General features: G+C 32.8%; 29 protein-coding genes. 3 read left to right on the top strand and 26 right to left on the bottom strand.

Annotated features, from left to right (window positions below):
• From H8S20_RS15245 to H8S20_RS15280, 8 genes are all read right to left on the bottom strand, one after another.
• A partial coding sequence (locus H8S20_RS15245) for a zinc-ribbon domain containing protein (protein ID WP_186860711.1) occupies positions 1 to 66 on the bottom strand: 66 nt, incomplete at its 3' end.
• Between the two features lie 166 nt (positions 67 to 232).
• Positions 233 to 988: a class I SAM-dependent methyltransferase gene (locus H8S20_RS15250; RefSeq protein ID WP_186860625.1), complete on the bottom strand. Its 756-nt coding sequence runs from the start codon at positions 986 to 988 to the stop codon at positions 233 to 235.
• A gap of 126 nt (positions 989 to 1,114) precedes the next feature.
• Positions 1,115 to 1,267 (bottom strand): zinc-ribbon domain-containing protein, encoded by a 153-nt coding sequence (locus tag H8S20_RS15255; RefSeq protein WP_186860626.1) that lies wholly within the window; start codon positions 1,265 to 1,267, stop codon positions 1,115 to 1,117.
• A gap of 321 nt (positions 1,268 to 1,588) precedes the next feature.
• Positions 1,589 to 2,020 (bottom strand): EutP/PduV family microcompartment system protein, encoded by a 432-nt coding sequence (locus H8S20_RS15260; protein WP_186860627.1) that lies wholly within the window; start codon positions 2,018 to 2,020, stop codon positions 1,589 to 1,591.
• Positions 2,021 to 2,294: 274 nt separating this feature from the next.
• A complete protein-coding gene (gene eutS, locus H8S20_RS15265; RefSeq protein WP_186860628.1) occupies positions 2,295 to 2,657 on the bottom strand; it encodes an ethanolamine utilization microcompartment protein EutS in 363 nt (120 codons plus the stop codon).
• 11 nt (positions 2,658 to 2,668) lie between these two features.
• Positions 2,669 to 3,217: a BMC domain-containing protein gene (locus H8S20_RS15270; RefSeq protein ID WP_186860629.1), complete on the bottom strand. Its 549-nt coding sequence runs from the start codon at positions 3,215 to 3,217 to the stop codon at positions 2,669 to 2,671.
• 3 nt (positions 3,218 to 3,220) lie between these two features.
• Positions 3,221 to 4,549 carry an SLBB domain-containing protein gene (locus H8S20_RS15275; RefSeq protein WP_186860630.1) on the bottom strand — a complete coding sequence of 443 codons (1,329 nt, stop codon included), beginning with the start codon at positions 4,547 to 4,549 and terminating at the stop codon, positions 3,221 to 3,223.
• Positions 4,550 to 4,564: 15 nt separating this feature from the next.
• Positions 4,565 to 4,807 carry a EutN/CcmL family microcompartment protein gene (locus tag H8S20_RS15280; protein WP_032120199.1) on the bottom strand — a complete coding sequence of 81 codons (243 nt, stop codon included), beginning with the start codon at positions 4,805 to 4,807 and terminating at the stop codon, positions 4,565 to 4,567.
• 50 nt (positions 4,808 to 4,857) lie between these two features.
• On the opposite strand from H8S20_RS15280, the gene H8S20_RS20705 reads away from it, so the two are divergent.
• On the top strand, positions 4,858 to 4,989 hold the full coding sequence (locus H8S20_RS20705; RefSeq protein ID WP_279288183.1) for a hypothetical protein: 132 nt from the start codon (positions 4,858 to 4,860) through the stop codon (positions 4,987 to 4,989).
• A 197-nt stretch (positions 4,990 to 5,186) separates the two neighbouring features.
• On the opposite strand, the gene pduL is transcribed toward H8S20_RS20705, so the two are convergent.
• The 15 genes from pduL to H8S20_RS15355 all read right to left on the bottom strand — a co-directional run bounded on the left by pduL (position 5,187) and on the right by H8S20_RS15355 (position 16,732).
• On the bottom strand, positions 5,187 to 5,822 hold the full coding sequence (pduL, locus tag H8S20_RS15285; protein ID WP_186860631.1) for a phosphate propanoyltransferase: 636 nt from the start codon (positions 5,820 to 5,822) through the stop codon (positions 5,187 to 5,189).
• 24 nt (positions 5,823 to 5,846) lie between these two features.
• Positions 5,847 to 6,125: a BMC domain-containing protein gene (locus tag H8S20_RS15290; RefSeq protein ID WP_032120267.1), complete on the bottom strand. Its 279-nt coding sequence runs from the start codon at positions 6,123 to 6,125 to the stop codon at positions 5,847 to 5,849.
• Positions 6,126 to 6,530: 405 nt separating this feature from the next.
• Positions 6,531 to 6,827, bottom strand: coding sequence for a BMC domain-containing protein (locus tag H8S20_RS15295; protein ID WP_032120201.1), 297 nt, complete (start codon positions 6,825 to 6,827; stop codon positions 6,531 to 6,533).
• 289 nt (positions 6,828 to 7,116) lie between these two features.
• Positions 7,117 to 7,395, bottom strand: coding sequence for a BMC domain-containing protein (locus H8S20_RS15300; protein ID WP_032120202.1), 279 nt, complete (start codon positions 7,393 to 7,395; stop codon positions 7,117 to 7,119).
• A 269-nt stretch (positions 7,396 to 7,664) separates the two neighbouring features.
• Positions 7,665 to 7,982: a BMC domain-containing protein gene (locus H8S20_RS15305; protein ID WP_032120203.1), complete on the bottom strand. Its 318-nt coding sequence runs from the start codon at positions 7,980 to 7,982 to the stop codon at positions 7,665 to 7,667.
• A 195-nt stretch (positions 7,983 to 8,177) separates the two neighbouring features.
• Positions 8,178 to 9,374, bottom strand: coding sequence for a zinc-dependent alcohol dehydrogenase (locus H8S20_RS15310; protein ID WP_186860632.1), 1,197 nt, complete (start codon positions 9,372 to 9,374; stop codon positions 8,178 to 8,180).
• 82 nt (positions 9,375 to 9,456) lie between these two features.
• Complete coding sequence (locus H8S20_RS15315; RefSeq protein WP_186860633.1) at positions 9,457 to 9,606, bottom strand: hypothetical protein; 150 nt, start codon at positions 9,604 to 9,606, stop codon at positions 9,457 to 9,459.
• 35 nt (positions 9,607 to 9,641) lie between these two features.
• Positions 9,642 to 11,096, bottom strand: a complete 1,455-nt coding sequence (locus H8S20_RS15320) for an aldehyde dehydrogenase family protein (protein ID WP_186860634.1) — start codon at positions 11,094 to 11,096, stop codon at positions 9,642 to 9,644.
• 246 nt (positions 11,097 to 11,342) lie between these two features.
• A complete protein-coding gene (locus H8S20_RS15325; protein ID WP_032120206.1) occupies positions 11,343 to 11,774 on the bottom strand; it encodes a GlcG/HbpS family heme-binding protein in 432 nt (143 codons plus the stop codon).
• 200 nt (positions 11,775 to 11,974) lie between these two features.
• Positions 11,975 to 12,115, bottom strand: a complete 141-nt coding sequence (locus tag H8S20_RS15330; RefSeq protein WP_186860635.1) for a hypothetical protein — start codon at positions 12,113 to 12,115, stop codon at positions 11,975 to 11,977.
• Between the two features lie 47 nt (positions 12,116 to 12,162).
• Positions 12,163 to 12,942, bottom strand: a complete 780-nt coding sequence (locus H8S20_RS15335; protein WP_032120207.1) for a class II aldolase/adducin family protein — start codon at positions 12,940 to 12,942, stop codon at positions 12,163 to 12,165.
• A gap of 435 nt (positions 12,943 to 13,377) precedes the next feature.
• On the bottom strand, positions 13,378 to 13,524 hold the full coding sequence (locus H8S20_RS15340; RefSeq protein ID WP_186860636.1) for a DUF6019 family protein: 147 nt from the start codon (positions 13,522 to 13,524) through the stop codon (positions 13,378 to 13,380).
• Between the two features lie 27 nt (positions 13,525 to 13,551).
• On the bottom strand, positions 13,552 to 13,866 hold the full coding sequence (locus H8S20_RS15345; protein ID WP_032120208.1) for a hypothetical protein: 315 nt from the start codon (positions 13,864 to 13,866) through the stop codon (positions 13,552 to 13,554).
• Positions 13,867 to 14,244: 378 nt separating this feature from the next.
• Positions 14,245 to 15,024, bottom strand: a complete 780-nt coding sequence (locus H8S20_RS15350; RefSeq protein ID WP_051987003.1) for a DeoR/GlpR family DNA-binding transcription regulator — start codon at positions 15,022 to 15,024, stop codon at positions 14,245 to 14,247.
• A 280-nt stretch (positions 15,025 to 15,304) separates the two neighbouring features.
• Entirely contained in the window at positions 15,305 to 16,732 is a 1,428-nt protein-coding gene (locus H8S20_RS15355; protein WP_186860637.1) for a rhamnulokinase, read from the bottom strand.
• 213 nt (positions 16,733 to 16,945) lie between these two features.
• On the opposite strand from H8S20_RS15355, the gene H8S20_RS15360 reads away from it, so the two are divergent.
• Positions 16,946 to 18,724 (top strand): L-fucose isomerase, encoded by a 1,779-nt coding sequence (locus H8S20_RS15360; protein ID WP_032120210.1) that lies wholly within the window; start codon positions 16,946 to 16,948, stop codon positions 18,722 to 18,724.
• Between the two features lie 441 nt (positions 18,725 to 19,165).
• Positions 19,166 to 19,522, top strand: coding sequence for a four helix bundle protein (locus H8S20_RS15365; RefSeq protein WP_186860638.1), 357 nt, complete (start codon positions 19,166 to 19,168; stop codon positions 19,520 to 19,522).
• Positions 19,523 to 19,779: 257 nt separating this feature from the next.
• Here H8S20_RS15365 and H8S20_RS15370 read toward each other — a convergent pair whose 3' ends face one another.
• Genes H8S20_RS15370 through H8S20_RS15380 form a run of 3 tightly spaced genes read right to left on the bottom strand, consistent with a single transcriptional unit; the run spans position 19,780 to position 23,530 of the window.
• Positions 19,780 to 20,931 (bottom strand): ABC transporter substrate-binding protein, encoded by a 1,152-nt coding sequence (locus tag H8S20_RS15370; RefSeq protein ID WP_186860639.1) that lies wholly within the window; start codon positions 20,929 to 20,931, stop codon positions 19,780 to 19,782.
• Between the two features lie 43 nt (positions 20,932 to 20,974).
• Positions 20,975 to 22,024 (bottom strand): ABC transporter permease, encoded by a 1,050-nt coding sequence (locus H8S20_RS15375; RefSeq protein WP_186860640.1) that lies wholly within the window; start codon positions 22,022 to 22,024, stop codon positions 20,975 to 20,977.
• Between the two features lie 18 nt (positions 22,025 to 22,042).
• Positions 22,043 to 23,530 (bottom strand): sugar ABC transporter ATP-binding protein, encoded by a 1,488-nt coding sequence (locus H8S20_RS15380; RefSeq protein ID WP_243177706.1) that lies wholly within the window; start codon positions 23,528 to 23,530, stop codon positions 22,043 to 22,045.
• Positions 23,531 to 23,627 lie beyond the last annotated feature (97 nt).

Genomic DNA, 23,627 nt, shown 5'->3' on the forward strand with positions numbered 1-23,627 from the left:
TTGCTCTCCTACTGAAAATACGAATTCACTTCCACAATCTCTACATACTAATGTCTTATCTGTCATAAATATTCCTCCTGAAATTAAAGATTCTAATTGGATGTAATAATCTCTAATTTGTGAGAAACTACTTATCTAAATGGATCTTTTAATTTTTCTTTTTTTGTTAGCAACTTTTCTACTTATTTATAATAACATAGTATTTATCTAATTGCAACCTTTTTTTATCTTTCTACACATTTCCAATATAACTACATGTTAAGTTTGGCATTATAAGCTGCCCATTACTACTATATTTTTCATAAACCTTTTTTAATTCATTAACATAATTATCATACTGTGCATCATTACTTTTCAGTGAATATGAAGACGATAGATTACGTCCAATAAATCCATCCATATCAAAAATTAAGTTATTAAGAAAAACTTTTGTTTCATATTTGCCGTTAAAAAAGTCTGAAAAATCATCCTCATTGTTTTTACCATACATTCCATCAGAAAAGCCATTGAAACTTGGGCAATATTTTCGATTAACTTTATAGTTTTCCATTACTAATTCATTTTTATTATCTCTAACATTCCAAACTAAAATCACTTTTCCTTCTGGTTTCAAAATACGCTGGCACTCTTTTTTAAATCTTTCTCTATCAAACCAATGGAAAGCCTGTGCAACAGTGATGTAGTCAACGCTATTGTCGTCAATAGTAGTATTTTCAGCACATCCATTAACAGACGTAAATCTAGGAAGATCTTTTAAATTAGTTTCAGCAATAACACGCATATCAGCGTTAGGTTCAACACCATATACCTTACTGCCCTTTTCAAGTAGTTGTCCAGTTAAAATACCAGTACCAGAGCCTATATCCACAATAATACTATTTTTAGATATTCCTACATCTGTAAAAAGATAATCAATAAAATTGAAAGGATATGATGGACGATATTTAGAATATATCTTTCCCATACCATTAAATTTATTTTCATTCATCTCTTTAACCTCCTAAACTAATACAACTATACTAAACACAATTTATGATTTATTAATATTAAAACCTGTATTTTATTATAATCAAAAAAGGTTGTAGTTAAAACTACAACCTATAATAATCTAAAATTATCTTCTATTTTGTTCTTTTTTAGCTCTTCTACAAGCTAAACATCTTGTTGGTTCATTTGTAAATCCCTTTTCTTGGTAGAATTCTTGCTCTCCTACTGAAAATACGAATTCACTTCCACAATCTCTACATACTAATGTCTTATCTGTCATAAATATTCCTCCTGAAATTAAAGATTCTAATTGGATGTAATAATCTCTAATTTATGAGAAACTACTTATCTAAATGGATCTTTTAATTTTTCTTTTTTTGTTAGCAACTTTGCTACTCATTTATAATAACATAGTATTTATCTAATTGCAACCTTTTTTTATTACTTTTTATAAATAATTAAAATTAATACAATATTTTCTACATAACAACATCTAAATTTGCTGCGTTTATTCTTACATTGCTTAACATAAAAGAAAAAGAAGTATCCTTTATATATACTTTTTTTCTCCAACTAAAAATAAGTATTATATCAACAAATGCTAAATATCTATATACTTTTTAAATTCTTCTATTCCATCACCAGAATAAACAGAAACCTTAAAAATTCTATTAACGCCTGAAGCCATTAATTGATCCTCAATGATACTAATACTCTCTTTGCAACCTTCTTTATCTACCTTAGTTATAACACCAATAACTTCTCTTCCAAAAGTTCCAGCAAACCCAGGTGGAAGCATAGAAATAGTATCGCCACACTCCTGAACTAAAGCAATTATATTAGCCTCTGCAGCAGTCGTTATCAATGCACTATAATAAACTCTATTCTCCAAATATTCACCAGGAGTATCTATAAAGTCATCATACAATTGTATAGATTGAGTTTCCTTATAAGTAACCTCTTCCCCCTGAAGTATCTGACAAAGAGATGTTTTCCCACAGCCACTCTTTCCTATAAATATAACACTCTTCATAATCCATTCCCCTTATTTAGTTGAGATTTTATAATTAAAAGTTAAGAGTTTATATTTAAAAGGATATGAATAAAGCCAGCTTTCGCTGACTTTAAATAACTATAAACTTTTAACTATTCACTCTTAACTTTAAAAGTGCTAATACGCAATACTTATATATATACAAACTCAACTATCTTATATATTTTCAAGGAGGAAACAATAAAAATTATATAATATATCCAATCACATATAAAATATCACATATCAGCAACAATTTTAAACACAATATAATTTAAGACCTTGTAATATTAGTTGCAGTAAACTTAAGCATATCACCAAGTACTTTCATTACTTCATTTAAAGATTCTTCTACTGAAGATACAGAACCAACTATAACTAAAGATCCACTAAATCTATCAATAAATCCAATAGATACATCTGAAGCCTTAGTAGCAATATCAGCAGCTATTATAGTTCCTTCACTTGGAGTTATCGTCATTATCCCGATAGCTCCCCTTTGCTCAGTCACTAGCCCAAGCTTCTGATACAATTCAGGCACAGGATTAGCAATAACATGAGCCAAAGTAACCTGCTTTCCAGGAACAAACTCCTGAACTATCCTAGTGGTCTCAGATTTCCCAAATATATTATCCATAGTACATCACCTTAGTACAAATTCTCTATGAAGTTTGGTGATGGACTTGCTATTACTGCTGAGTCTAATAGCATTCCACTTTCCATTAGATGTTTCTTTGCATTTTCTACTGACATTTCAACGGCGGATAATTCTCCATTTATAATAAAGAAGCTTTTCCCACACATCCCTCTTGCAAGTCTAACTTCCACAAGAGTAACAGCTGATGTTTTTGCTGCTATATCTGCTGCTTCAATTATAGATGCAACTGAATAGCTCTCAACTATTCCTACAGCTCCTTTAATTTCTACAGATGTGCTTCCTGATATTGCACCATATATCTGCTCAGTAGGGTTTCCTAATAAAAATGAATCTATAACATTATGCTCAAAGCCTATTGTTCCACCTTCTATTGCAGCTTTAACATCTGATAAGTTTCCCTTAAATAATACAATATATTTCCCAGGACATACTGTTGCAGCATGAATAATGTCTATATTTGATGTCTTCGACATTTTATCTGCAGCCATCATTCCAGTTGGAACCTTTAAATATTCAACTAAACCTAATGCATTAACCAAGAATTATCCCTCCCTTCTTATTACTAAATAATCTTTATTTACTTCATCTATAATTCCATCTATAGGACTATGCAAAAATACTCCTAAAGACTTTTCATCTATATTTCCTATAACTTGTCCACTTTCAACCTTATCTCCCTTATTAACTACAAGCGTTACTGGAGCACCTATTGATTGTCTAGTTTTTATAGTTAAAATGTTTGGTTCTAAAGTCATTTCATTTAGAGGAGCATCTACGTTAAACTTAGTTAACTTTAACCTTGCAACAACCCTACCTACTGGCACTCTCCTAAATTCTCTTTCATCTTTAACCTTACTATCAATTTTAGGCAACTTAACACCATTAGCTCTAAGTCTTCCCTTTAAATCAGCTATAATCGCCTTTGGATTTAACCCTTGATGGCAAGCATATGCTGAACAAAGATTACATTCACAGCATGCTAATGCATTAACAAAAACCTCTGAATTATAATCTAGTCCAAAAGCTAAAGAATTCATAATCTTATGTGGCTCTATTGAATGTCCTAATAAATTTCTTGGACATAAATCTGTACACATTCTACATTGAGAGCAAACTCCCATAGCTCTCTTTAAAGCAACTTTCAATCTATATTCTCTAAGCTCAATTATTGGATTGTCCATTGGTAATACAAATATACCTTTTGTAGTTTTAGTTACAGTATCATTTAAACTTCCTATTACACCAGTCATTGGCCCACCAACTAAAAGTTTATAACTCTCTATAGATGGTCCACCAGCTTCCTTAATTAAATCACCAAACTTTGTCCCTATTGGAACTCTTAAAGTCTTTGGTTCATTAACTGCTCCACCAACTGTTAAATACTTATATGTAACTGGTTCTTTCTTTTCTACTGCATTATAAACATTAAATGCTGTTTCAACATTCATAACCATTGCCCCAACATTTATAGGAATTCCACCTTGAGGAACTACCCTACCTGTTGTTTCATAAACTAAAACTACTTCATCACCTGCTGGATATCCATCCTTAAGCAATTTCTTTCTAAGTCGTGGGTACTTATAAATAACTCTCTCAACAGCTTCATCAGCCTCATGATAATGTTCCTTATAAGCCAATATTCCTTCCTTCGCTCCTACAGCTTCAACAACAAGACTTAACCCTGTCAAAATTTCATCTGTATGAGTTGCTAACAAATTCTGATCAACCCTAAATAAAGGTTCACATTCTGCACCATTTAAAATAACAGTATTTACATCATAAGATAACTTTGCATAAGTAGGGAAACCCGCTCCCCCTGCACCAACTATCCCACTTTTCTTAAGTAAATCCTTTAACTCTTGAAGCTCCATATAAAATCACTTCCTTTAATCCACAATTCCAACAATAGCTGCATCAGCTGGTACTTCTTTATTAAGTCCTAACCTAGCACTAGACCCAGTAGTAACTATAACCTCAGTATTTATCCCAGCTCCTACCCTATCAATTGCAACCAGATTCTTTCCATTATTATAATCATCAGAAGGCTTAACTATCAAAAGCTTATACCCCATCAAATTATCCTCTTTTCTAGTACTAACAACATTCCCAATAACAGTACCAATAAACATGATATTCTCCTTTCGCTTCGCGAAGATAAATATGTCCTACGGACAGATAAATGTTCAACTTCGTTGAAGAGAAATATGACCTTCTGTCAGATAAATATTCAACTTCGTTGAAGATAAATATGCCTTCGGCAGAGAAATATTCAGCAAATCTGAAGATAAATATTTCACTTCGTGAAAGATAGATATGCCTTGCTACAGGTAAATTTCCTCTTTGCCAAAGGCAAACATTTCTCTGCCTCAAGGCATATCTCTCCATGGCGTAGCCATATATTTCTCTATGACATAGTCATACATTTATCTTGGCATAAGCCAACATTTCTCTATGACGCAGTCATATATTTCTCTTGCCATAGGCAACACTTCTCTTTGTCACAGCCAACTAAATAATTTCTACAAAGCTTCCATTTTTGATTCCTAATGCATTAGCTTCATCTGTATCTATATGCATTTCAAAGTGGAAGTCTTCTCTAACTCTAACGTCTACATTTTCTAATATTCCGGCTCTATCTCCATTAACTTTTACAGATACAACTCCTTCTCCAATTCCAAGTCTCTTAGAATCATCAGGATGCATATGTATATGTCTTTTAGCAACAATACATCCTTCATCAATTCTCACTGTACCTTTTGGGCCTACTATAGTTATTGGAGCTGAAGCTGCAATATCTCCTGAAAGTCTAACTGGAGCTTTAACTCCTAAAGTTATTGCATCTGTAGCTGATATCTCAACTTGAGTTTCACTTCTTAATGGTCCTAAGATTCTTACTTTTTCAATACTTCTTAATTTTGGACCTACTATTGTGACAAGCTCCTCTGATGCAAATTGATCTCCCATTAGATATTTCTTAACATTTAACTCATACCCCTTACCAAATAAAACTTCTAAATGCTCCTTTGATAAGTGTACATGTCTTGCAGAAACCCCAACCTTCACCACTTTTTTAGATGAAGGTTGTTCGCTATTTAATACTTGAATTACTTTTTCAGTTATAAGTTGTACTAATGCTTCGTTCATTTATATCACCAAACCTAACTAAAATTAAGCTTGCTTTGGTAATATTGACTCTACAGTTGAGTGTGGTCTTGGAATTACGTGAACAGCAACTATTTCACCTAATTTTGAAGCAACTTCTGATCCAGCTTCAACAGCAGCTTTAACAGCTCCAACGTCTCCTCTTACCATAACAGTAACTAATCCAGATCCTATTTTTTCAGTTCCTACTAATTCAACGTTAGCAGCCTTAACCATTGCATCTGCACCTTCTATAGCAGCTACTAAACCTCTAGTTTCTAACATTCCTAATGCTTGTTGTCCCATTTTAATTCCTCCTAAATTCTCATTTTTTTTATTTGAATTCTCATCTTTATCAACTTCTAAAATAATCTCAGCTTCAGCCTTATATTCCTTGCTAACTACTTCAACAACTTCAGGTTCTTCAATCTTAGTTACCTCTTGAGTCATATACTCTTTATTTACGGCATTCACTACTTTTGATTCTTCACCCTTAATTGCCTCTACTTTTACCTCTTCAATCTTAGTATCTTTAACTTTAGACTTCTTAGGCTCTTTTACCTTTACCCCCTCAACTTTAGCTTTATCAACCTTAGTCTTAAATTTAGGTTCTTTAACGACTTTTTTAGCAGAAGGTTTTCTACCTCTTTTAGGCTTTTTCTCTTCAACCTCTTCATTTAAATTTTCAATATTCTTTTCATCCATAAATTATCATCTCGCTTTGTTAAACTTTAAGCTACTCCTATCTAGCAAAGCCATTACTTCTTCATGCGGTCTTGGAATCACAGCATGAGCAACACATTTAGTTATAGAATCCGCAGTTCTCGTCCCAACCTCAACAGCAGCTTGAACATCTTCCACAAAACCTTCTACAACTATTGTCACTAATCTTCCACCAAGCTTCTTCTCCATCGTCTTAAACTTGACGTTAGAAGTCTTAGTCATACTGTCCAAAGCCTCAACAGAAGCCACAACCCCAACAACCTCAACTATACCAATTGCATTCATTCCAACCACCCTATTTTCTAGTTAATAATTAAGAGTTAAAAGTTTAGAGTTTTGACTTAATCAAACCCTTTACTATCCTGAGGTAACTCTTATTTTTGCCAAAGTCAAACTTTTCACCTCGGCAAAGCTAACTCTTAAACTTTTACGTCAGCAAAACTCTTCCTTTCACCATTGGGTGAACACTTCTCCGCCGTAGGAATATTTCTCTATGACAAAGTCATACATTTCTCTGTCTGTAAGGCATATTTCTCTTTCGCCCTAGCAAAATACTCCTCCTCGACGCAGCCGACTAACCTAGTGTTGGTAATATTTTTTCTACATCTCCATTTGGTCTTGGGATTACGTGTACAGCAACTAATTCACCTAAATTAGATGCAGCGCTTGCTCCAACTTCTGTAGCCGCTTTAACAGCTCCAACATCACCTCTTACCATTATAGTTACTAATCCAGATCCAATTTTTTCAGTTCCTATTAAAGTTACATCTGCTGCCTTAACCATTGCATCTGCTGCCTCGATTGCTGCAACTAATCCTCTTGTTTCTACCATTCCTAAAGCTTCTTGTTTCATAATAAAATCCTCCTAAATCCTTCTTTTTAATATTTTAATTCGATAATTTTTATAATTAATTTTAATGAACTACATAATCTAATCTTTTCACTTTAACTTAATAAACCCTCTATATCCTCAAGAAAGCTAATTCTAGTTCTTTTGCGCTAGCAAAATCTTCTCTCTTCCCTTCACCGCAGGTGACTCTTGGACTTTGGCTTTAGCCAAACTCTTGCCCTCAGCGAAGCTGACATTTGGACTTTTGCGCCAGCAAAACCTTCTCCTAGTCTCTATATACAACTTGTATCTACAAATCCTTTAATTCCTTCATCTACTCTAGGTATTACATAACTACAACTAACACCTGATATCTTATTAGCAGCTCTTATTCCTGCATCAATAGCCATTTCAACATCACTTACAGTACCTTCAAACTTTATTACAATAAGAAGTGGTACCTCAAGCTTATCAGCATTAGCAGGTTTATTCTTATCAAAAGTAACTATCTTTACATTACCAGCTTTACAAGCCGCATCTGCTGCTACAAGTGCTGTAGTTAAACCAAACACCTCTAATAATCCTAAAGCCCTCACTCCATAGCACCTCATTCAAACATTTCTCTTGCTCTTTAACTAATTCAAAACTTCATTTCAGCGAAATTGAATCTTAGATTTTGAAGTAGTCAAATCTTTTCTCTCACCGTAGGTAACTCTTGGACTTTGGCGCAAGCCAAACTCTTCCCCTCAGCGAAGCTGACATTTGGACTTTTGCGTCAGCAAAACTTTTCTCCTCGACGCAGTCGACTATTTATTTATAATCGCTATCTTTATTCCTTCTTGTCTAATATTTGTTTCAAGAGCCTCTTGTAATTTTTCTAATGGGAACTCATGAGTTATAAGCTCTTTTATTGGTAATCCAAGTCCATTAGCTCTCTTTAAGAAATCAAATGTTGTTAAGTAATCTTGTGGTGTGTAAACCCAAGAACCTACAGCTGTAATTTCTTTATTACAAATGTCAAAGTGTGGGTTTATTGTAGCATCTCCATTATTTACGAAGAATCCTACTTCACATAATCCTCCACCTCTTCTAACAAGCTTCCAAATTCCTGCATGAGCCTTTGGTGAACCTGTACATTGGAAAGCAAAATCTGCTCCAAGTCCATCTGTTAAGTCTTTTACTTTTTCTATAGTTTCATCAAATGAACTGCTCTTCATTACATTTACAGTTGCAGTTGCACCTAATCTCTTAGCCATTTCTAATCTCTTTTCATTTCCATCAAGAGCTACTATATTTTCAATACCCATAGTTCTTAATACGCTAAGTAACAATAATCCTATTGGTCCACAACCTTGAACTAAAACCTTAGAGTTGAATTTTAAAAGTCCAGTTGTCTTAGCTCTTTCAACAGCATGTACAACAACTGCTGCTGGCTCTATCAATACTCTTGAGTGTAAATCCATATCAGATACATTAAACACTGTTGAGTTCTTTCTTATTACTATATAATCACCAAACCATCCATTTAAATGGATGTTGTCATCAGTCATTAATCCATATATACCTTGATTTTCACAAAGGTTAGTTCTTTCTGGATGTTGTAAACATGTTGGACATTCTCCACAAGGGATGATACAAGTTACTATCTTATCTCCAACATTAAGTGATTTTCCTGCTGAATCTCTCTTGATGTTTTTACCCATCTTTATTATTTCACCAGTACCTTCATGTCCAAGTACTACTGGAATTAATCCAAATGGATCATTTTTATACTCATGTACGTCTGTACCACAAATTCCACAACCTTCAACCTTAACTAACATTTCATCGTCACTAATTTCAGGTATGTTGAATTCTTTTATTTCAATTCTTTCCTTAGCTGTCATCATACCAACCTTTGCAGTGTTAGCATTTGTTACAGACTTTGGTGCTTCAGCTCCTGTAGTCATTTCTTGAATTATACTTTTAACTATAGCTTCAATATTAATATTGTTAATTTCCATATCCCTCTCCCCCTTTTTCTAGTTAATAGTTAAGAGTTAATAATTAATCTCTTCTTCAAATCCCTTTAACTTTAATACATATCTATATTCTCTTCACCATAGGTGAACATTTCTCTGACCAAAGGTCATATTTCTCTTTGACGTAGTCAAATATTTCTCTTGCTGTTAGGCAACATTTCTCTTCAACGAAGTTGAATATTTCTCTTGGCTTAAGCCAATATTTATCTGCCAAAGGCATATTTCTCTTTGCGTCAGCAAATCCCTTCCCTATTTTATTGATAAAGAATCTTTTAAAACACATCTTCTTGCCTTAGTAAATGTTTTGGCTGAGCTTAATCCTTCACCAGTTTTACTTGCTATTGTGAATGTTGGATATCCTTCAGCCCCTACCCCTAAAGCAGAATATGAAGGCGCATTCTTAACAAATATTGCAGTATCAACCTCTCTTGCAAAGTAAGTTAATCTATCTATATTCTTTGAGTGCATATGAGCTGAGTGTCTATTTCCATGCTCTAACTCAACAGCAACTTCTACTGCCTCTTCAAAATCCTTAACTGTTACTATTCCTAGTATTGGCATCATTAATTCTTCAACTATTAATAAATGCTTTTTGCATCCTTTAAAGATGATACATCTTACTGAATCTTCAGCATAAACTCCTATAGCATCTAAGATAACCTTGGCATCTCTACCAACAAACTTTCTATTTAAAGTTACCTTATCACCTTTACGAATTAATACTGTATTTACTAATTTTTTAATTAGCTCAGGATCTTCTAAAAGATAAGCTCCATTCTTTTGCATTTCTTCTACTAATTCATCACAAATTTCCTCAACAGCTACTATTTCTTTTTCAGCTATACAAGGTAAGTTATTATCAAATGTTGCTCCATCTATAATATCCCTAGCTGCAGCTTTTATATCTGCTGTCTCATCTACTATTACAGGGGGATTCCCTGCACCTGCACCTATAGCTCTCTTCCCTGAAGAACAAGCTTGTTTAACAACTCCTGGTCCACCAGTTGCTGATATAAAAGGTATATCCTTATGATTCATTAATGCTGAAGTTATCTCAATGCTTGGCTTATCAAAAGTAACTACTATGTTCTTTGGTCCACCAGCTTCAATAGATGCCTCATTTACAAGCTTAACAGCAAATTTAGTACATTCTTTAGCACCTGGATGTGGTGCAAACACTACTGAATTTCCTGCTGCTATCATTCCAATAGAGTTACAAAAAACTGTAGCTGTTGGATTTGTTGATGGAGTTATAGCTGCAATTACACCAAATGGTCCTTGCTCAACCAAAGTTAATCCACCATCTCCACTCCAAGCTGTAGTCGTTAAATCTTCAGTTCCTGGAGTCTTTTCTGCTACTAACAAATGCTTCGTTATCTTATCTTCAACTCTTCCCATGCCTGTCTCATCAACAGCCATAACTGATAATCTTTCAGCGTATGTTAAACACTTTTCTCTTATTTTGTGTATTATATTTTCTCTCTCTTTAATTGAAAGCTTTTTTAATTCTTTATAAGCTTGTTTAGCTGCTGCTACTGCTGAATCTACATCACTAAATATGTAATCTTCATTGTTCTTACAGCTACCATTGCCCTTACATCCACCGCTACAATCACACTTCTTTTCTGCAACAGATTCAGTCTTAGACATTTCCTTCATTATCTTAGCTACAATCTCTTGCACTAATTCTGTACTAGCTTCCATACTACTACCTCCCATCTCATTTCTCTTTCACTAAGTCAAACTATTGCTCTGTCCAAGTTACATTTGTACATTTGAAACAACAAATCTCCTTATTTTGACGAAGTCAACTCTTACTCATTTGCGAAGCAAATCTCTTGGTCTGCCGAAGGCACCTTTGGCCATTTGCGCCAGCAAATCTTTTCACCTTTGCGTCAGCAAAATTTTCCCCTACCGAAGGTACTTTTCACCTCAGCACTAGCTGACTTTTCATCTTTGCGAAGCAAACTCTTCCCATATCTCTTTTGCTATATAAGCTAACTTATTATCATAATCAGCAGTTCCACCACTTACTCCAACTCCACCAACAACTTTTCCATTAACCTCTAAAGGAAATCCTCCAGGAAAAGTTACTATTTTTCCACTATTGGTGTTCATAATTCCAAAAAGTTCTCCACCATCTCTGGATAACTCCTTAAGTACTTCTGTGGATAATCTTACTGTTGCACTTGTATAAGCTTTATTTACTGCTATATCATAGCTTGCTGGAAGTGCCCCATCCATAAAATGAACTGCTATAGGAAATCCCCATTCATTAGCTATAGCTATTACGATAGGTGTACCTAACTCTTCTGCCGTACTTTCAACTTCCTTCATGACTTTAGTCGCTATACTTAAATTAAGATATTTCAAATTACTCATACCAATCACCCTATAGTTTCTAGTCGATTTATCACTATATACCTTATATTTTTATCTCCTAATCTATCTCATAAACTCCCTTAACTATTTCAGGTTCTCTATAATTCTGTATACATTTACAACATCTGCAATAAAGTTGCTGTAATCTACAGCATTATACTTTCATCTTATATCCTTAGCCTTATTTAAAGGCTCTTTTTTTATGATTCTACTTGCTTAGAAGAGCCTTCATTTTCTTCAATAGCTTTTTGAAATAGATTATCCAAAGATACTTTATTATTATTTTTTAATTCTTCTATCACTAATTGTGTAATTCTTTCTACTAACATACTCTGATCCATCTAATACCTCCTAAGGAATAATAGGAGTTTCTATCTAGAATTTAATCTTATTTGCCTAAAATCTTAGAAGTAACTTCTTTAGCAATTCTAGCTATAAGATCTTCATCTACTGATGGTTCTTCATTGTTAGCCTTACATGTGCAAGCTCCACCTTTTTGACATAAAGCTGGGTGCTTTCCTGTTAAATTCATTGCTTTTCTTATATCAATTAACTTATCTACTTGATTATCATTTAATACTTGAGGTTGTCCAATTTGGCTAGATATAAACATTAACTTAGCATAGAATTCTAAAGATTCCATTTTAAAGTAAGCTCCCATTAAGTCTGGTCCATAAGTTAATGCTCCATGATTTTCTAAAAGAACTGCATCATAGCATTGTAAATACTTAGCTACTGCATCTGGAATTTCATCAGTTGATGGTGTACCATATTCAGCTATTGGAACTGCTCCTAAAGCTATAACTGCTTCTGGCATTATTGGCTTATCTAGTGGAATTCCTGCTATAGCATAGCTTGTACCATATGGTGGATGAGCATGTACTACTGATTTTACGTCTGGTCTTTCTCTATATACTCTTAAATGCATCTTTACTTCTGAAGATGGTTTAAACTTTCCATTAGCTTGAAGTACATTACCATTTATATCAACCTTACAAATCATGTCTGGAGTCATATACCCTTTTGAAACCCCTGTTGGTGTACAAAGTACTTCCTTATCATTAATCTTTACAGAGATATTACCATCATTAGCAGCAACAAAGCCATTTTGGTATATTCTCTTACCTATCTCACAAATTTGTTTCTTGATTTCGTATTCTGAAAACATAAATTCCCTCCATTAACTTATATTTATTTTGGTTTTCCTTTATTTTTACTTGTTTTTATCTTTGTTTATCTTTATTTTACCAATATAAGTATGTATAGTCAATATAAGGTACGATATTTTCTTTATTTATTATTATTAAATTTTATATTTCTTTTTAATATAACTCACTTTCAAATCACATATACTCTTTCAACAAGGCCTATTTCCTGACTTTAAGCACATTTTAGGCACATTTTATGTTAGAAAGTGATACTTTCTGTTTTATATGTTGTTTTTTAAGCAAACTCAACATTAAGCTTTTAATACTCTCCAAATCTGTACTTTATAAATTCAACCTAAACCCAAATTGGTAGTATTAATAAGAATATTGTTAATCTTTATTTAAATAAAAAAAGGATTGAAAACTCCAATCCTTTAAGTATCAATAAATTAAAACTATTCTTCTATATCATTATCCTTATTTTTTATATCATCATACTTCTTTAAAGCACTTAACATTCCATCTTCTACAGCTTGTCTAATGATAAAATATAAAATTAGTCCTAATCCTATAAAAACTAATACACTCTCCCCACTAATCATTTTTACCTCCAGTTCATTAACCTTTTATTAATCATTTTTATTAAACTTCCTCATCTCTTCAACAAGAGTATATGTACAAAATATCATAGTAAAAATAATCATTGTAGCAACTACTATCCCCATTTGTTCTTGTCCAAATCTTAATAATTCAAATAGACCTATAAATACAACTACAATTATGACTGTGGTTACAAATGATAAAATTATTTTAATAATTAGATCCTTATCTTTATTTTTTCTTATAACAATCTTTTCTTCATCTTCATCTTCATTAATAGAGTTATATCTACCAAATAAATAAACTCCCCCAACTAATGCTAAAAGTAAAATTATTGACCACACCCTTTATCCCCTCCTACTTATTAACCTTGTAAAACATATGATTTTTAGTATATGTATTAACAAATTGTATAAATTAAGTATAAAATATTCTTAACAATAATTCCATTTAATTACCAATTTTTTTTGAAACCTCTCTATAAACTTTCAAATATGCACTATTATAAATAAAAAAACGCCTGTAGCACAAATTAAAATATTCATACTACAAGCATATTTATTTTACTATTAATTTATTATTCACTTTATTCCAAATACTCATCAGATATTTGCTCTAGCAAATCTATTGCTCTTATAAAATCTGACTCCTTGGACATTTACGCAAGTAAATCTCTTGCTCTCAGCGTAGCTGACTTTTGGACATTTGCGTCAGCAAATCTATTACTCATTACATATATTTACTTTTACGTCATTATCTCTTAGAACTTTATCCCATTTCTTTGATAATGGTTCATCTGTGTATAAATAATCTATCTCATCAAAATCCATTATATTTACAAAGGAGCTCCTATCAAACTTCATTGAGTCAACAACTAAGAATACCTTGTCTGCTGATCTGGCCATAAGCTTTTTAACTTCAGCCTCTTGCTCATTAGAATCCATTACTCCTCTATTTATATCCATGCCCTTACAGCATATTATAGCCTTATTTACAAAGTAATTTTGAATTACACTTTCTGACCACTTTCCAACAAAGGACTTAGCACTGTCTCTAAAAGTACCCCCTGCTAATATAAGATTTACATCTCTTGTGTCTTGTAATTCAATTAACACTTTTAATGAATTTGTAATTATAGTAACTCTCTTCTTGCTTCTCTTTATACATTTGGCAACATAGAAAGCAGTTGAAGATGAGTCTAGCATTAATGTATCGCCTTCTTGTATGATTTGGGAAACTTGCTCTGCAATTTTCATTTTTCCTTCTTTATTAGAAATTTCCCTCATATCTGCCGGCATATCTACATTAGTGCCTTGATTAATTATTGCACCACCGTAAGTTCTTTTTAGTATTCCTTGCTCTTCTAACTTCTCTAAATCTCTACGGATAGTTTCTTCCGTGACTGAAAAATTAGTAGCTAATTCTTGTACTAGAACCTTCTTCTTATCCTGAATGATGTCAACAATCTTCTGTCTTCTAACTATTGCTAACACTAACTTCACAACCTTTTCCTAATTTATAATTTTCAATTTATAATTTATAATTTTGGATAAAACTACTCCGTAGTTTCTAAAAATATATTTTTAAAATTGCCTAAGCAATTTTATCAACAATTATTAACTATATAAGATTATACCTGAATTTCTGTAAAATTAAAGTATATTTTGTAATTTTAGATAGCTGATTTCTTAGATTATTACTGTTAATATTAGATACTTACACAAGTATATTATTAATTATAATAAAAATTAATACCTGCTTAAGCATTTAATATATACATTTTTATTTTAATACAACCTCCGGTGAATACACTTCACAACTAAATGCATTAAATATAAGTTTTCTACCTTCTTCAATAGATTCTATTTCTTTATTTGCTATAGCTTGCATCATAACATTTCCTAATACAGCAGCTTCAATAGGACCTGCTATTAATGTTTTTCCTGTTCTTTTCATTGTTAGCTCACATAAGAATTTGTCTTGAATTCCTCCACCAACAACGTTTATTCCTGGTATTTCTCTTCCTGAAATCTCTTCTAATTCTTCTATTGTAGCCTTATATTCACTAGTCAATCCATTATATATAGCCATAGCTATTTCCCCTAACTCTGTAGGCTCACCTTGTCCATGTTCTATACAATATTCTTTTATTGATTTTATCATATTTTTTGTATTCATAAGTCTTGGATCATTTGTATTAACTGTAAATATACAATTTTCATATTTTTTAGCTTCTCTAATTATGTCTGGGAAACCAATCTCTTCATGGAACTCACACCAATTCTTTCTTAATTGTTGAAGTAACCATGTACCATTTATATTTTTTAATAGTCTTATCTTGTTTCCTACTCCACCTTCATTAGTCAATGCTGCTTTAAATGTTGATTCACTTATTATTGGCGAATCTATTTCCATTCCAAGCAATGACCATGTTCCAGAGCTTAAGAATGCATTTCCCTTTTCCTTAAATGGTGTTCCTGCCACAGCTGATGCAGTATCATGCCCACCAATTGCTATTACAGGCACTCTATCCATTCCTGTTTCATCCATTATTTCTTCTGTTAAATATCCATAAGTTTCTCCTGGCTCAATTATGTCATTAAATATATTTTCAGGAATTCCAAGGGTATTTATTAATTCTTTATCCCATGTTCTATTTTTCATATCTAAAAGCCCCGAAGTTGAAGCTATTGTAAACTCATTTTTCTTTTCATTAGTAAGATAATATGCAAAAAGGTCTGGCATAAATAATAAAGAATCTGCATTTTCTAAAATTGTATTTCTCTTTAATCTATCACCAACAAGTTGAAAGGCTGTATTGAAAGTATTATTTGAAATACCTGTTCTTAAATAAAGACTTTCCAAATCAATCTTTTTCTCAACTTCTTTTACCCCTTCATAATTTCTCTCATCTCTATAATGCATAGGCATACCAATCAAATTATTATCCTTATCTAAAAGACCATAATCAACTCCCCATGTATCTATTCCAATGGAAGTTATTTTAGTTCCTGATGCTACTAATTTTTTTAGAGCTGTCTTAGTTTCATTTAATAATCTAGGAAAATCCCAAACATATTTATTACCTAAGAAAACCGGTTCATTAGGAAATCTATGTATCTCCTTAATATCAATGAAGTCCTTTTCAATTTTAACCAAAATAGCTCTACCTGAAGATGCTCCAAAATCAAATGCTAAAAAATTACCCATAAATTCATATTCCCCCTGCTTTAGTTTATGTAAATATTTTCCTTTATATTTATATAATACAACATAAAAACAACATAAACAATATTTTTTACACGTTTTTTTCTGTGTTTATTTTGTTTTAGTTGACTTATATTATTTTTGGGTGTAAACTAAAAATTGTAAAATATGTATACGTTTTGAAAGTGTATGTTTTAAAATGGGAGGGTTAGAATTATGGGATTAAATACTCAATATCCAAAGATAGGTATAAGACCTACTATTGATGGTAGAAGACTAGGTGTTAGAGAATCATTAGAAGAACAAACTATGAATATGGCAAAACAAGTTGCTGAATTATACTCTTCTACATTAAGATATCCAAACGGAGAAGCTGTAGAATGTGTTATTGCTGACTCTACAATAGGTGGAGTTGCTGAAGCAGCTAGATGTGCAGACAAATTTTCAAGGGAAGGTGTTGGCTTAACTGTTACTGTAACTCCTTGTTGGTGTTATGGTAGTGAAACTATAGATATGGATCCACATAGACCTAAGGCTATATGGGGATTCAATGGTACTGAGAGACCTGGTGCTGTTTACTTAGCTGCTGCTCTTTCTGGACATAGCCAATTTGGACTACCTGCTTTCGGTATATATGGAAGAGATGTTCAAGATGCTAACATGACAGAGATTCCTGAAGATGTTAAAGAAAAATTGTTAAGATTCGCAAGAGCTGGATTAGCTGTTGCTGAAATGAAAGGAAAATCTTATCTTTCAATTGGATCTGTTGCAATGGGTATTGCAGGTTCAATAGTTGACCAAAAATTCTTCCAAAAATATCTTGGAATGAGAAATGAATATGTTGATATGAGTGAAGTCAACAGAAGACTTGATAGAGGAATATATGACCCTGTTGAATATAAAAAAGCTTTAGCATGGGTTAAAGAAAATTGTAAAGAAGGAACAGATAAAAATGCTCCTCAATACCAAAGAACTAGAGAAGAAAAAGATAAAATTTGGGAAACTGTTGTTAAGATGACTCTTATCGCAAAAGACTTAATGATCGGAAACCCAAAGCTTGCTGAATTAGGGTATTTTGAAGAAGCAGAAGGTCATAATGCTATAGCTGCTGGTTTCCAAGGTCAAAGAAACTGGACAGACCATATGCCAAACGGTGACTTTATGGAGGCTTTACTTTGCTCTTCATTTGACTGGAATGGAATAAGAGAAGCATTTGTATTAGCTACAGAAAACGACTCATTAAATGGTGTTGCAATGTTATTTGGTCACCTTTTAACAAATACAGCTCAACTATTCTCAGACGTAAGAACTTACTGGTCTCCTGATGCAGTTAAGAGAGTTACAGGAAAAGAATTAACTGGACGTGCTGCTAATGGTATTATCCACTTAATCAACTCAGGTGCTACTACTCTTGATGCTACTGGAAGACAAAATGATTCAGAAGGAAATCCAGCATTAAAACCATTCTGGGAAATCACAGAATCTGAAGTTAAAGACTGTTTAGATGCTACAAGATGGTGGCCAGCAGTTCACGAATACTTCAGAGGAGGCGGATACTCTTCTAAATTCTTATCAAAGGCTGGAATGCCAATGACAATGTCAAGAGTATGCTTAATCGACGGTTTAGGACCAGTTCTTCAAATCGCTGAAGGATATACTGTTGAATTAGACCCAGAAGTTCATAAAACTATAGATAACAGAACAGACTCATCATGGCCAACAACTTGGTTTGCTCCAAACATAACTGGAGAAGGTGCATTCAAAGACGTTTACTCAGTAATGAATAACTGGGGAGCTAACCATGGTGCTATATCATACGGACACATCGGAGCTGACTTAATAACTCTAGCTTCAATGTTAAGAATCCCAGTTGCTATGCACAACGTACCAGAAGAAAAAATCTTCAGACCAAGTACTGCTGGAATGTTTGGAACTAAAGATTTAGAATCTGCAGACTTTAGATTCTGTCAAAACTTTGGCCCACTTTATAAGTAGTCGCTACGCTCCTACATTTCGCTAAAGCGAAGATAAATGTTTGACTTTGTCAAAGAGAAATATATAAGCCTTCAGTTTGATATAGTGTCAACTGAAGGCTTTTTTATGTTCAACTCAATTGGGTCAAGTATTATCCATATTAACCAAATATATCTATTATAAAATTAATTTTTTTTCAAATTTTTTATAAATATTTATTCTTATCATAAAGTAACTATTTCTATCTCCCAAAGTAATATTTTTCTAATAATATATTTTTTTTCTAACTAAATTTAAAATTTCTTTTTTTATAAACAATATTTATCCGCTCGATGATCCCATTTCTCTTGCCATAGGCAACATTTCTCCTCAACGCAGTTGAAAACTTCTCTTCACAAAATGAATATTTAATTCTCTCTCTGTTAATTAATTATAATATATTAATTCAAACTGGAGGTTACCTTGAATAATTCACCTTTATTTAACCTAAGTACAAAAGTCTCAAATGATTCTATAGATTTATACAATAGACTTATTTCCATTAAAGAATATCAAATTGCTGATCAATTAAAACGATCCTGCACTAGCATAGAAGCTAATATTAGAGAAGCTAGATATGCTGAGAGTAAAAGAGATTTTCTACATAAAATTTATATTGCAACCAAAGAATGTAATGAATCTATTCAATGGATTCGTATAATAAACAAAAAGTATATTTTAGATGATACTTCAGTAAAAGAATTATCTAATAACTGTTACAGTATTCTAAGAATGCTTTCAGCAACAATAAAAACAACTAAGAGAAACCTAAATAATTGAATCTACTCCATAAACTTTAATAGTTATACTCCTCAACCTTAAGACAAATACAATTACATTCTTATCAGCGTAGCTAAATATTCCTCTGCTCATATAGCACATTTCCCCAACCGAAGGTCACATTTCTCTTCAACACAGTTGAATATTTCTCTGCTCGTAGAGCATATTTCTCTTGCCATAGGCAACATTTCTCTTAATAAAACAAAAAAGAATACTGCCCCCTAAAAAGCAGTATTCTTTCTTTATTTTATTAAATACTAATCGTATATTAAATCCTTGATATCAGCATCATTCATGTTGTCTTTAGTATACCATTTAGCACCAGTATCAACGTCTTCTACCTTTTCACCGTTCATAGCTTTTACAGCTAATTCAACAGCTTGGTATCCGATTTGGTATGGATCTTGAGTAACTGAACCTAAGAACCAACCTTTTTCAACAGCAGTCTTTTGACCTTTACCTGAGTCAAATCCGATAGCAACGATATCTTTGTATTTACCATTATCTTTATCGAAATCTGAACCATCGTTAGTAGCTGCTAATATACCTGTAACTCCACCTTCGTTAGAACCATAGATAGCTATTAAGTTCTTAGTAGATAATACAGCTTGAGCTGAGTTTTGAACGTCTGTAACTGAAGTTGTTGGTGGAACATTAACAACTACTTTAACTTTAACTTCACCTGTAGCAGCTTTGTTGAATACATCATGTCCAGAAACTTCAACGTTTCCTGCACCAACTAATTCTTCAGCATTCTTAACTGCTTGATCTATGAAACCTTTAGTTCTATCAACAAGAGAAGCACTTGTAGCATCTTGAGAAACTACTCCGATAACTACTGGATCTGCTGATGTAGAAGCTTTTATTTTATCTACTATTGAAGATTCTTCAAATAGCTTGTCTGCTGCTATTGTAGCTGCATTGTAGTTGTTAGTTGAAGCTGTAGCTGCAACTTGTCCCTCTGGAGCTCCTGGAATACCTGAGTCAAACCCTACTACTGGGATTCCCTCTTTTTTAGCGTCAGATAATTGTGATGATACTGATTGAGTATCAAGAACTGCTAAAGCTAATGCCTTTGGTTTTTTAGCTAAAGCTGAATTTATCATATTAACTTGGTCATTGATATCACTTTCAGATGCTGGTCCTTCAAATGTAATTTCTACATTATATTTTTCTGCTGCATCTTCAGCACCTTTCTTAACTACTTGCCAGAACTGATGTTGGAACCCTTTAGAGATAACAGCTACATATGGCTTATCTCCACTATCTGTTCCTTCTGTAGTTTCTGTATTTGTTTTTCCTTCATCTGTACCAGTGTTATCTCCACCAGATGAATTTCCACATGCTACAAAACTCATTGTTAAAGCAAGAGTAGCTGCAAGAGAAACAATTCTTTTAATTTTTTTCATAATAATCCTCCTCAATATCCCTTTTATATATTTTTAAGCAATATTATTGCTCTAAGGCTTTATTATTAGCCGTTGTAGTTTTTACTTCTGTCTTATTTTTCTTTACTTGATTAGACTTTTTGTTTCTGTATATATCTAATAATACTGCACAGATAACAACTACACCTGTGAAGAATGTTTGCCATTGACCTTGTAAATTCATTGACATTAATCCATTCTTTAATACACTCATTATAAATACACCAATCATAGTTCCTGAAACAGACCCTACTCCACCAGCAAGAGATGTTCCTCCGATAACAACCCCAGCTATAGCCAATAATTCTAATCCATTACCTGTACCTGGAATTATTGTTGTATAAGCAGCTGCATAAACTATACCCGCAAGTCCTGCAAAGAAACCACTTATAACATAAACCATTATTTTCCATATATCTACTCTTACCCCTGAAAGTCTAACAGCCTCTTCATTACTTCCTATAGCAAAAGTATATCTACCCATTCTAGTTTTATTTAAAACTAAAGATGCTATTAAAAATAATACTACTAAGAATATTAGCCCTGTTGGGAAGCCCCCTGGAGTTTTAAAGAATACTGTCTTAAACCATCCAGCCTCATCATATGAAGTAGGATAACGTTGTGTTTGAACCTTTGCTATAATAGATCCTAGACCTTGTGAAACTAGCATTGTTCCTAATGTTGCTATGAATGGAGGTAATTTTAATTTTGCAATAAGTATACCATTTAGTAAACCAAAAAGAGTTGCAATAACAACTATTAATATTAATGCTGCCCATATTGGCCAACCCCATACATTAAAAGCAACACCACCAATTAATGTAGAACACATCATAACAGTACCAATTGAAAGATCCATTCCTCCAGTTATGATAACAAAAGTAACACCAAGTGCCATAAATCCTATATAATAAGATGAATCTAATATATTTATAAATGTTTGCTTACTAAAGAAATTTTGTCCTAACACTGAGAATACTAAAACTAATATTATTAATGCTGCCAAAGATAAAAACTTTTGTAACCCTTTACCTTTAACGTTGTCTAATAAACTATTTTCTTTTGACTTTGCCATTTCTTCTCCCTCCTAATATTACCTTTCTGTAGCATATTTCATTATTACTTCTTGATCTGCATCCTTAATATCTAGTATTTTAGTTAATCTACCTTCACACATTACTGCTATTCTGTCACTCATACGTAATACTTCAGGAAGCTCAGAAGAAATCATTATTATAGATTTTCCTGCTGCAGCAAGTTCATTCATTAAATTGTAAATTTCACTTTTAGCTCCTACGTCAATTCCACGAGTTGGCTCATCAAATATTAAAATATCAGCATCCTTAATAAGCCATTTTGCGATAACAACCTTTTGTTGGTTACCACCAGATAAATTCTTTATTAATTGATGTATAGATGGAGTTTTTATTTTAATCTTTTCTACATACTCATTAGTACTAGCCTTAACCTTTGAATCATCAACAATAATTGACTTTGTAAAACCTTCAAGATTTGCAAGTACTGCATTTTCAGCAACAGAAAGTCCTGTAGCTAGTCCAAATCTCTTTCTGTCTTCTGAAAGATACCCTATTCCAGCATTAACAGCATCAGTAGTCGACTTAATTGAAACTTCTTTTCCATTAATTTTTATTGTTCCACCATGCTTAGGATCTGCACCAAATAACAATCTTGCTGTTTCAGTTCTACCAGCTCCCATAAGACCAGCAAAACCTAATATTTCACCTTTCTTCAAGTCAAACGATACATTATTAACATCATTGGATGATAAATTTTTAACTTCCAAAACTACATCAGCATTTGGTTTAACATTACTTCTCTCCTTCTTTTGAGATGCAACATTACGCCCAACCATAGCCTTTATTACTTCGTTCATTGTAGTCTCTTTTGTCACTAATTCTTTAATGAACTCACCATCTCTCATTACAGTGATTCTATCTGTGATTTTAAAGATCTCATCCATCCTGTGAGATATGTAAACCATAGAAACCCCTATGCTTTTTAGTTCGTCCATTATTCTAAATAATTCTTTAGTTTCTGCTTCAGTTAAAGCTGCTGTTGGTTCATCTAGTATAAGTATATTAGCATTAAATGAAATAGCCTTTGCAATCTCTATCATTTGCTGCTTCCCAACGGTTAGATTTCCAACTAATTCTGTTGGTTTAATATTTACTTTTAATTCCTTAAATAATTTTTCTGTCTTTTCATTAATAATCTTATCATTAAGAAAAAAGCCATCTGATTCTCTTCCAATAAAAATATTTTGCGCTGCTGTTAAATGGCTCATTAAGTTCAACTCCTGGTGAACTATAGCAATCCCAGCTTCTTGCGCATCCCTTGGATTCTTAAATACCACACTGTTACCATTGTATATAATTTCACCCTCATCTCTTTGATAAATACCAGTAAGAATCTTCATCAAAGTAGATTTACCTGCTCCATTTTCACCCGCTAGAGCATTAACCTCTCCTTTTCTGAGAGTTAATGAACATTTCTTTAAAGCATGTACACCTGGAAATCTTTTATCTATGTTTTCCATCTTTAACACTACTTCGTTGTTCATTTAATCACTCCTCCCCCTTATTTTTGTTTGTTGTTGTGGTTTTTCTTTGTTTTATATTGGTTACGATTTCATTATACCCATCTTTTCCATATTTTTC

This window comes from Clostridium hominis (genome assembly GCF_014287825.1).
Classification (GTDB): domain Bacteria; phylum Bacillota; class Clostridia; order Clostridiales; family Clostridiaceae; genus Clostridium; species Clostridium hominis.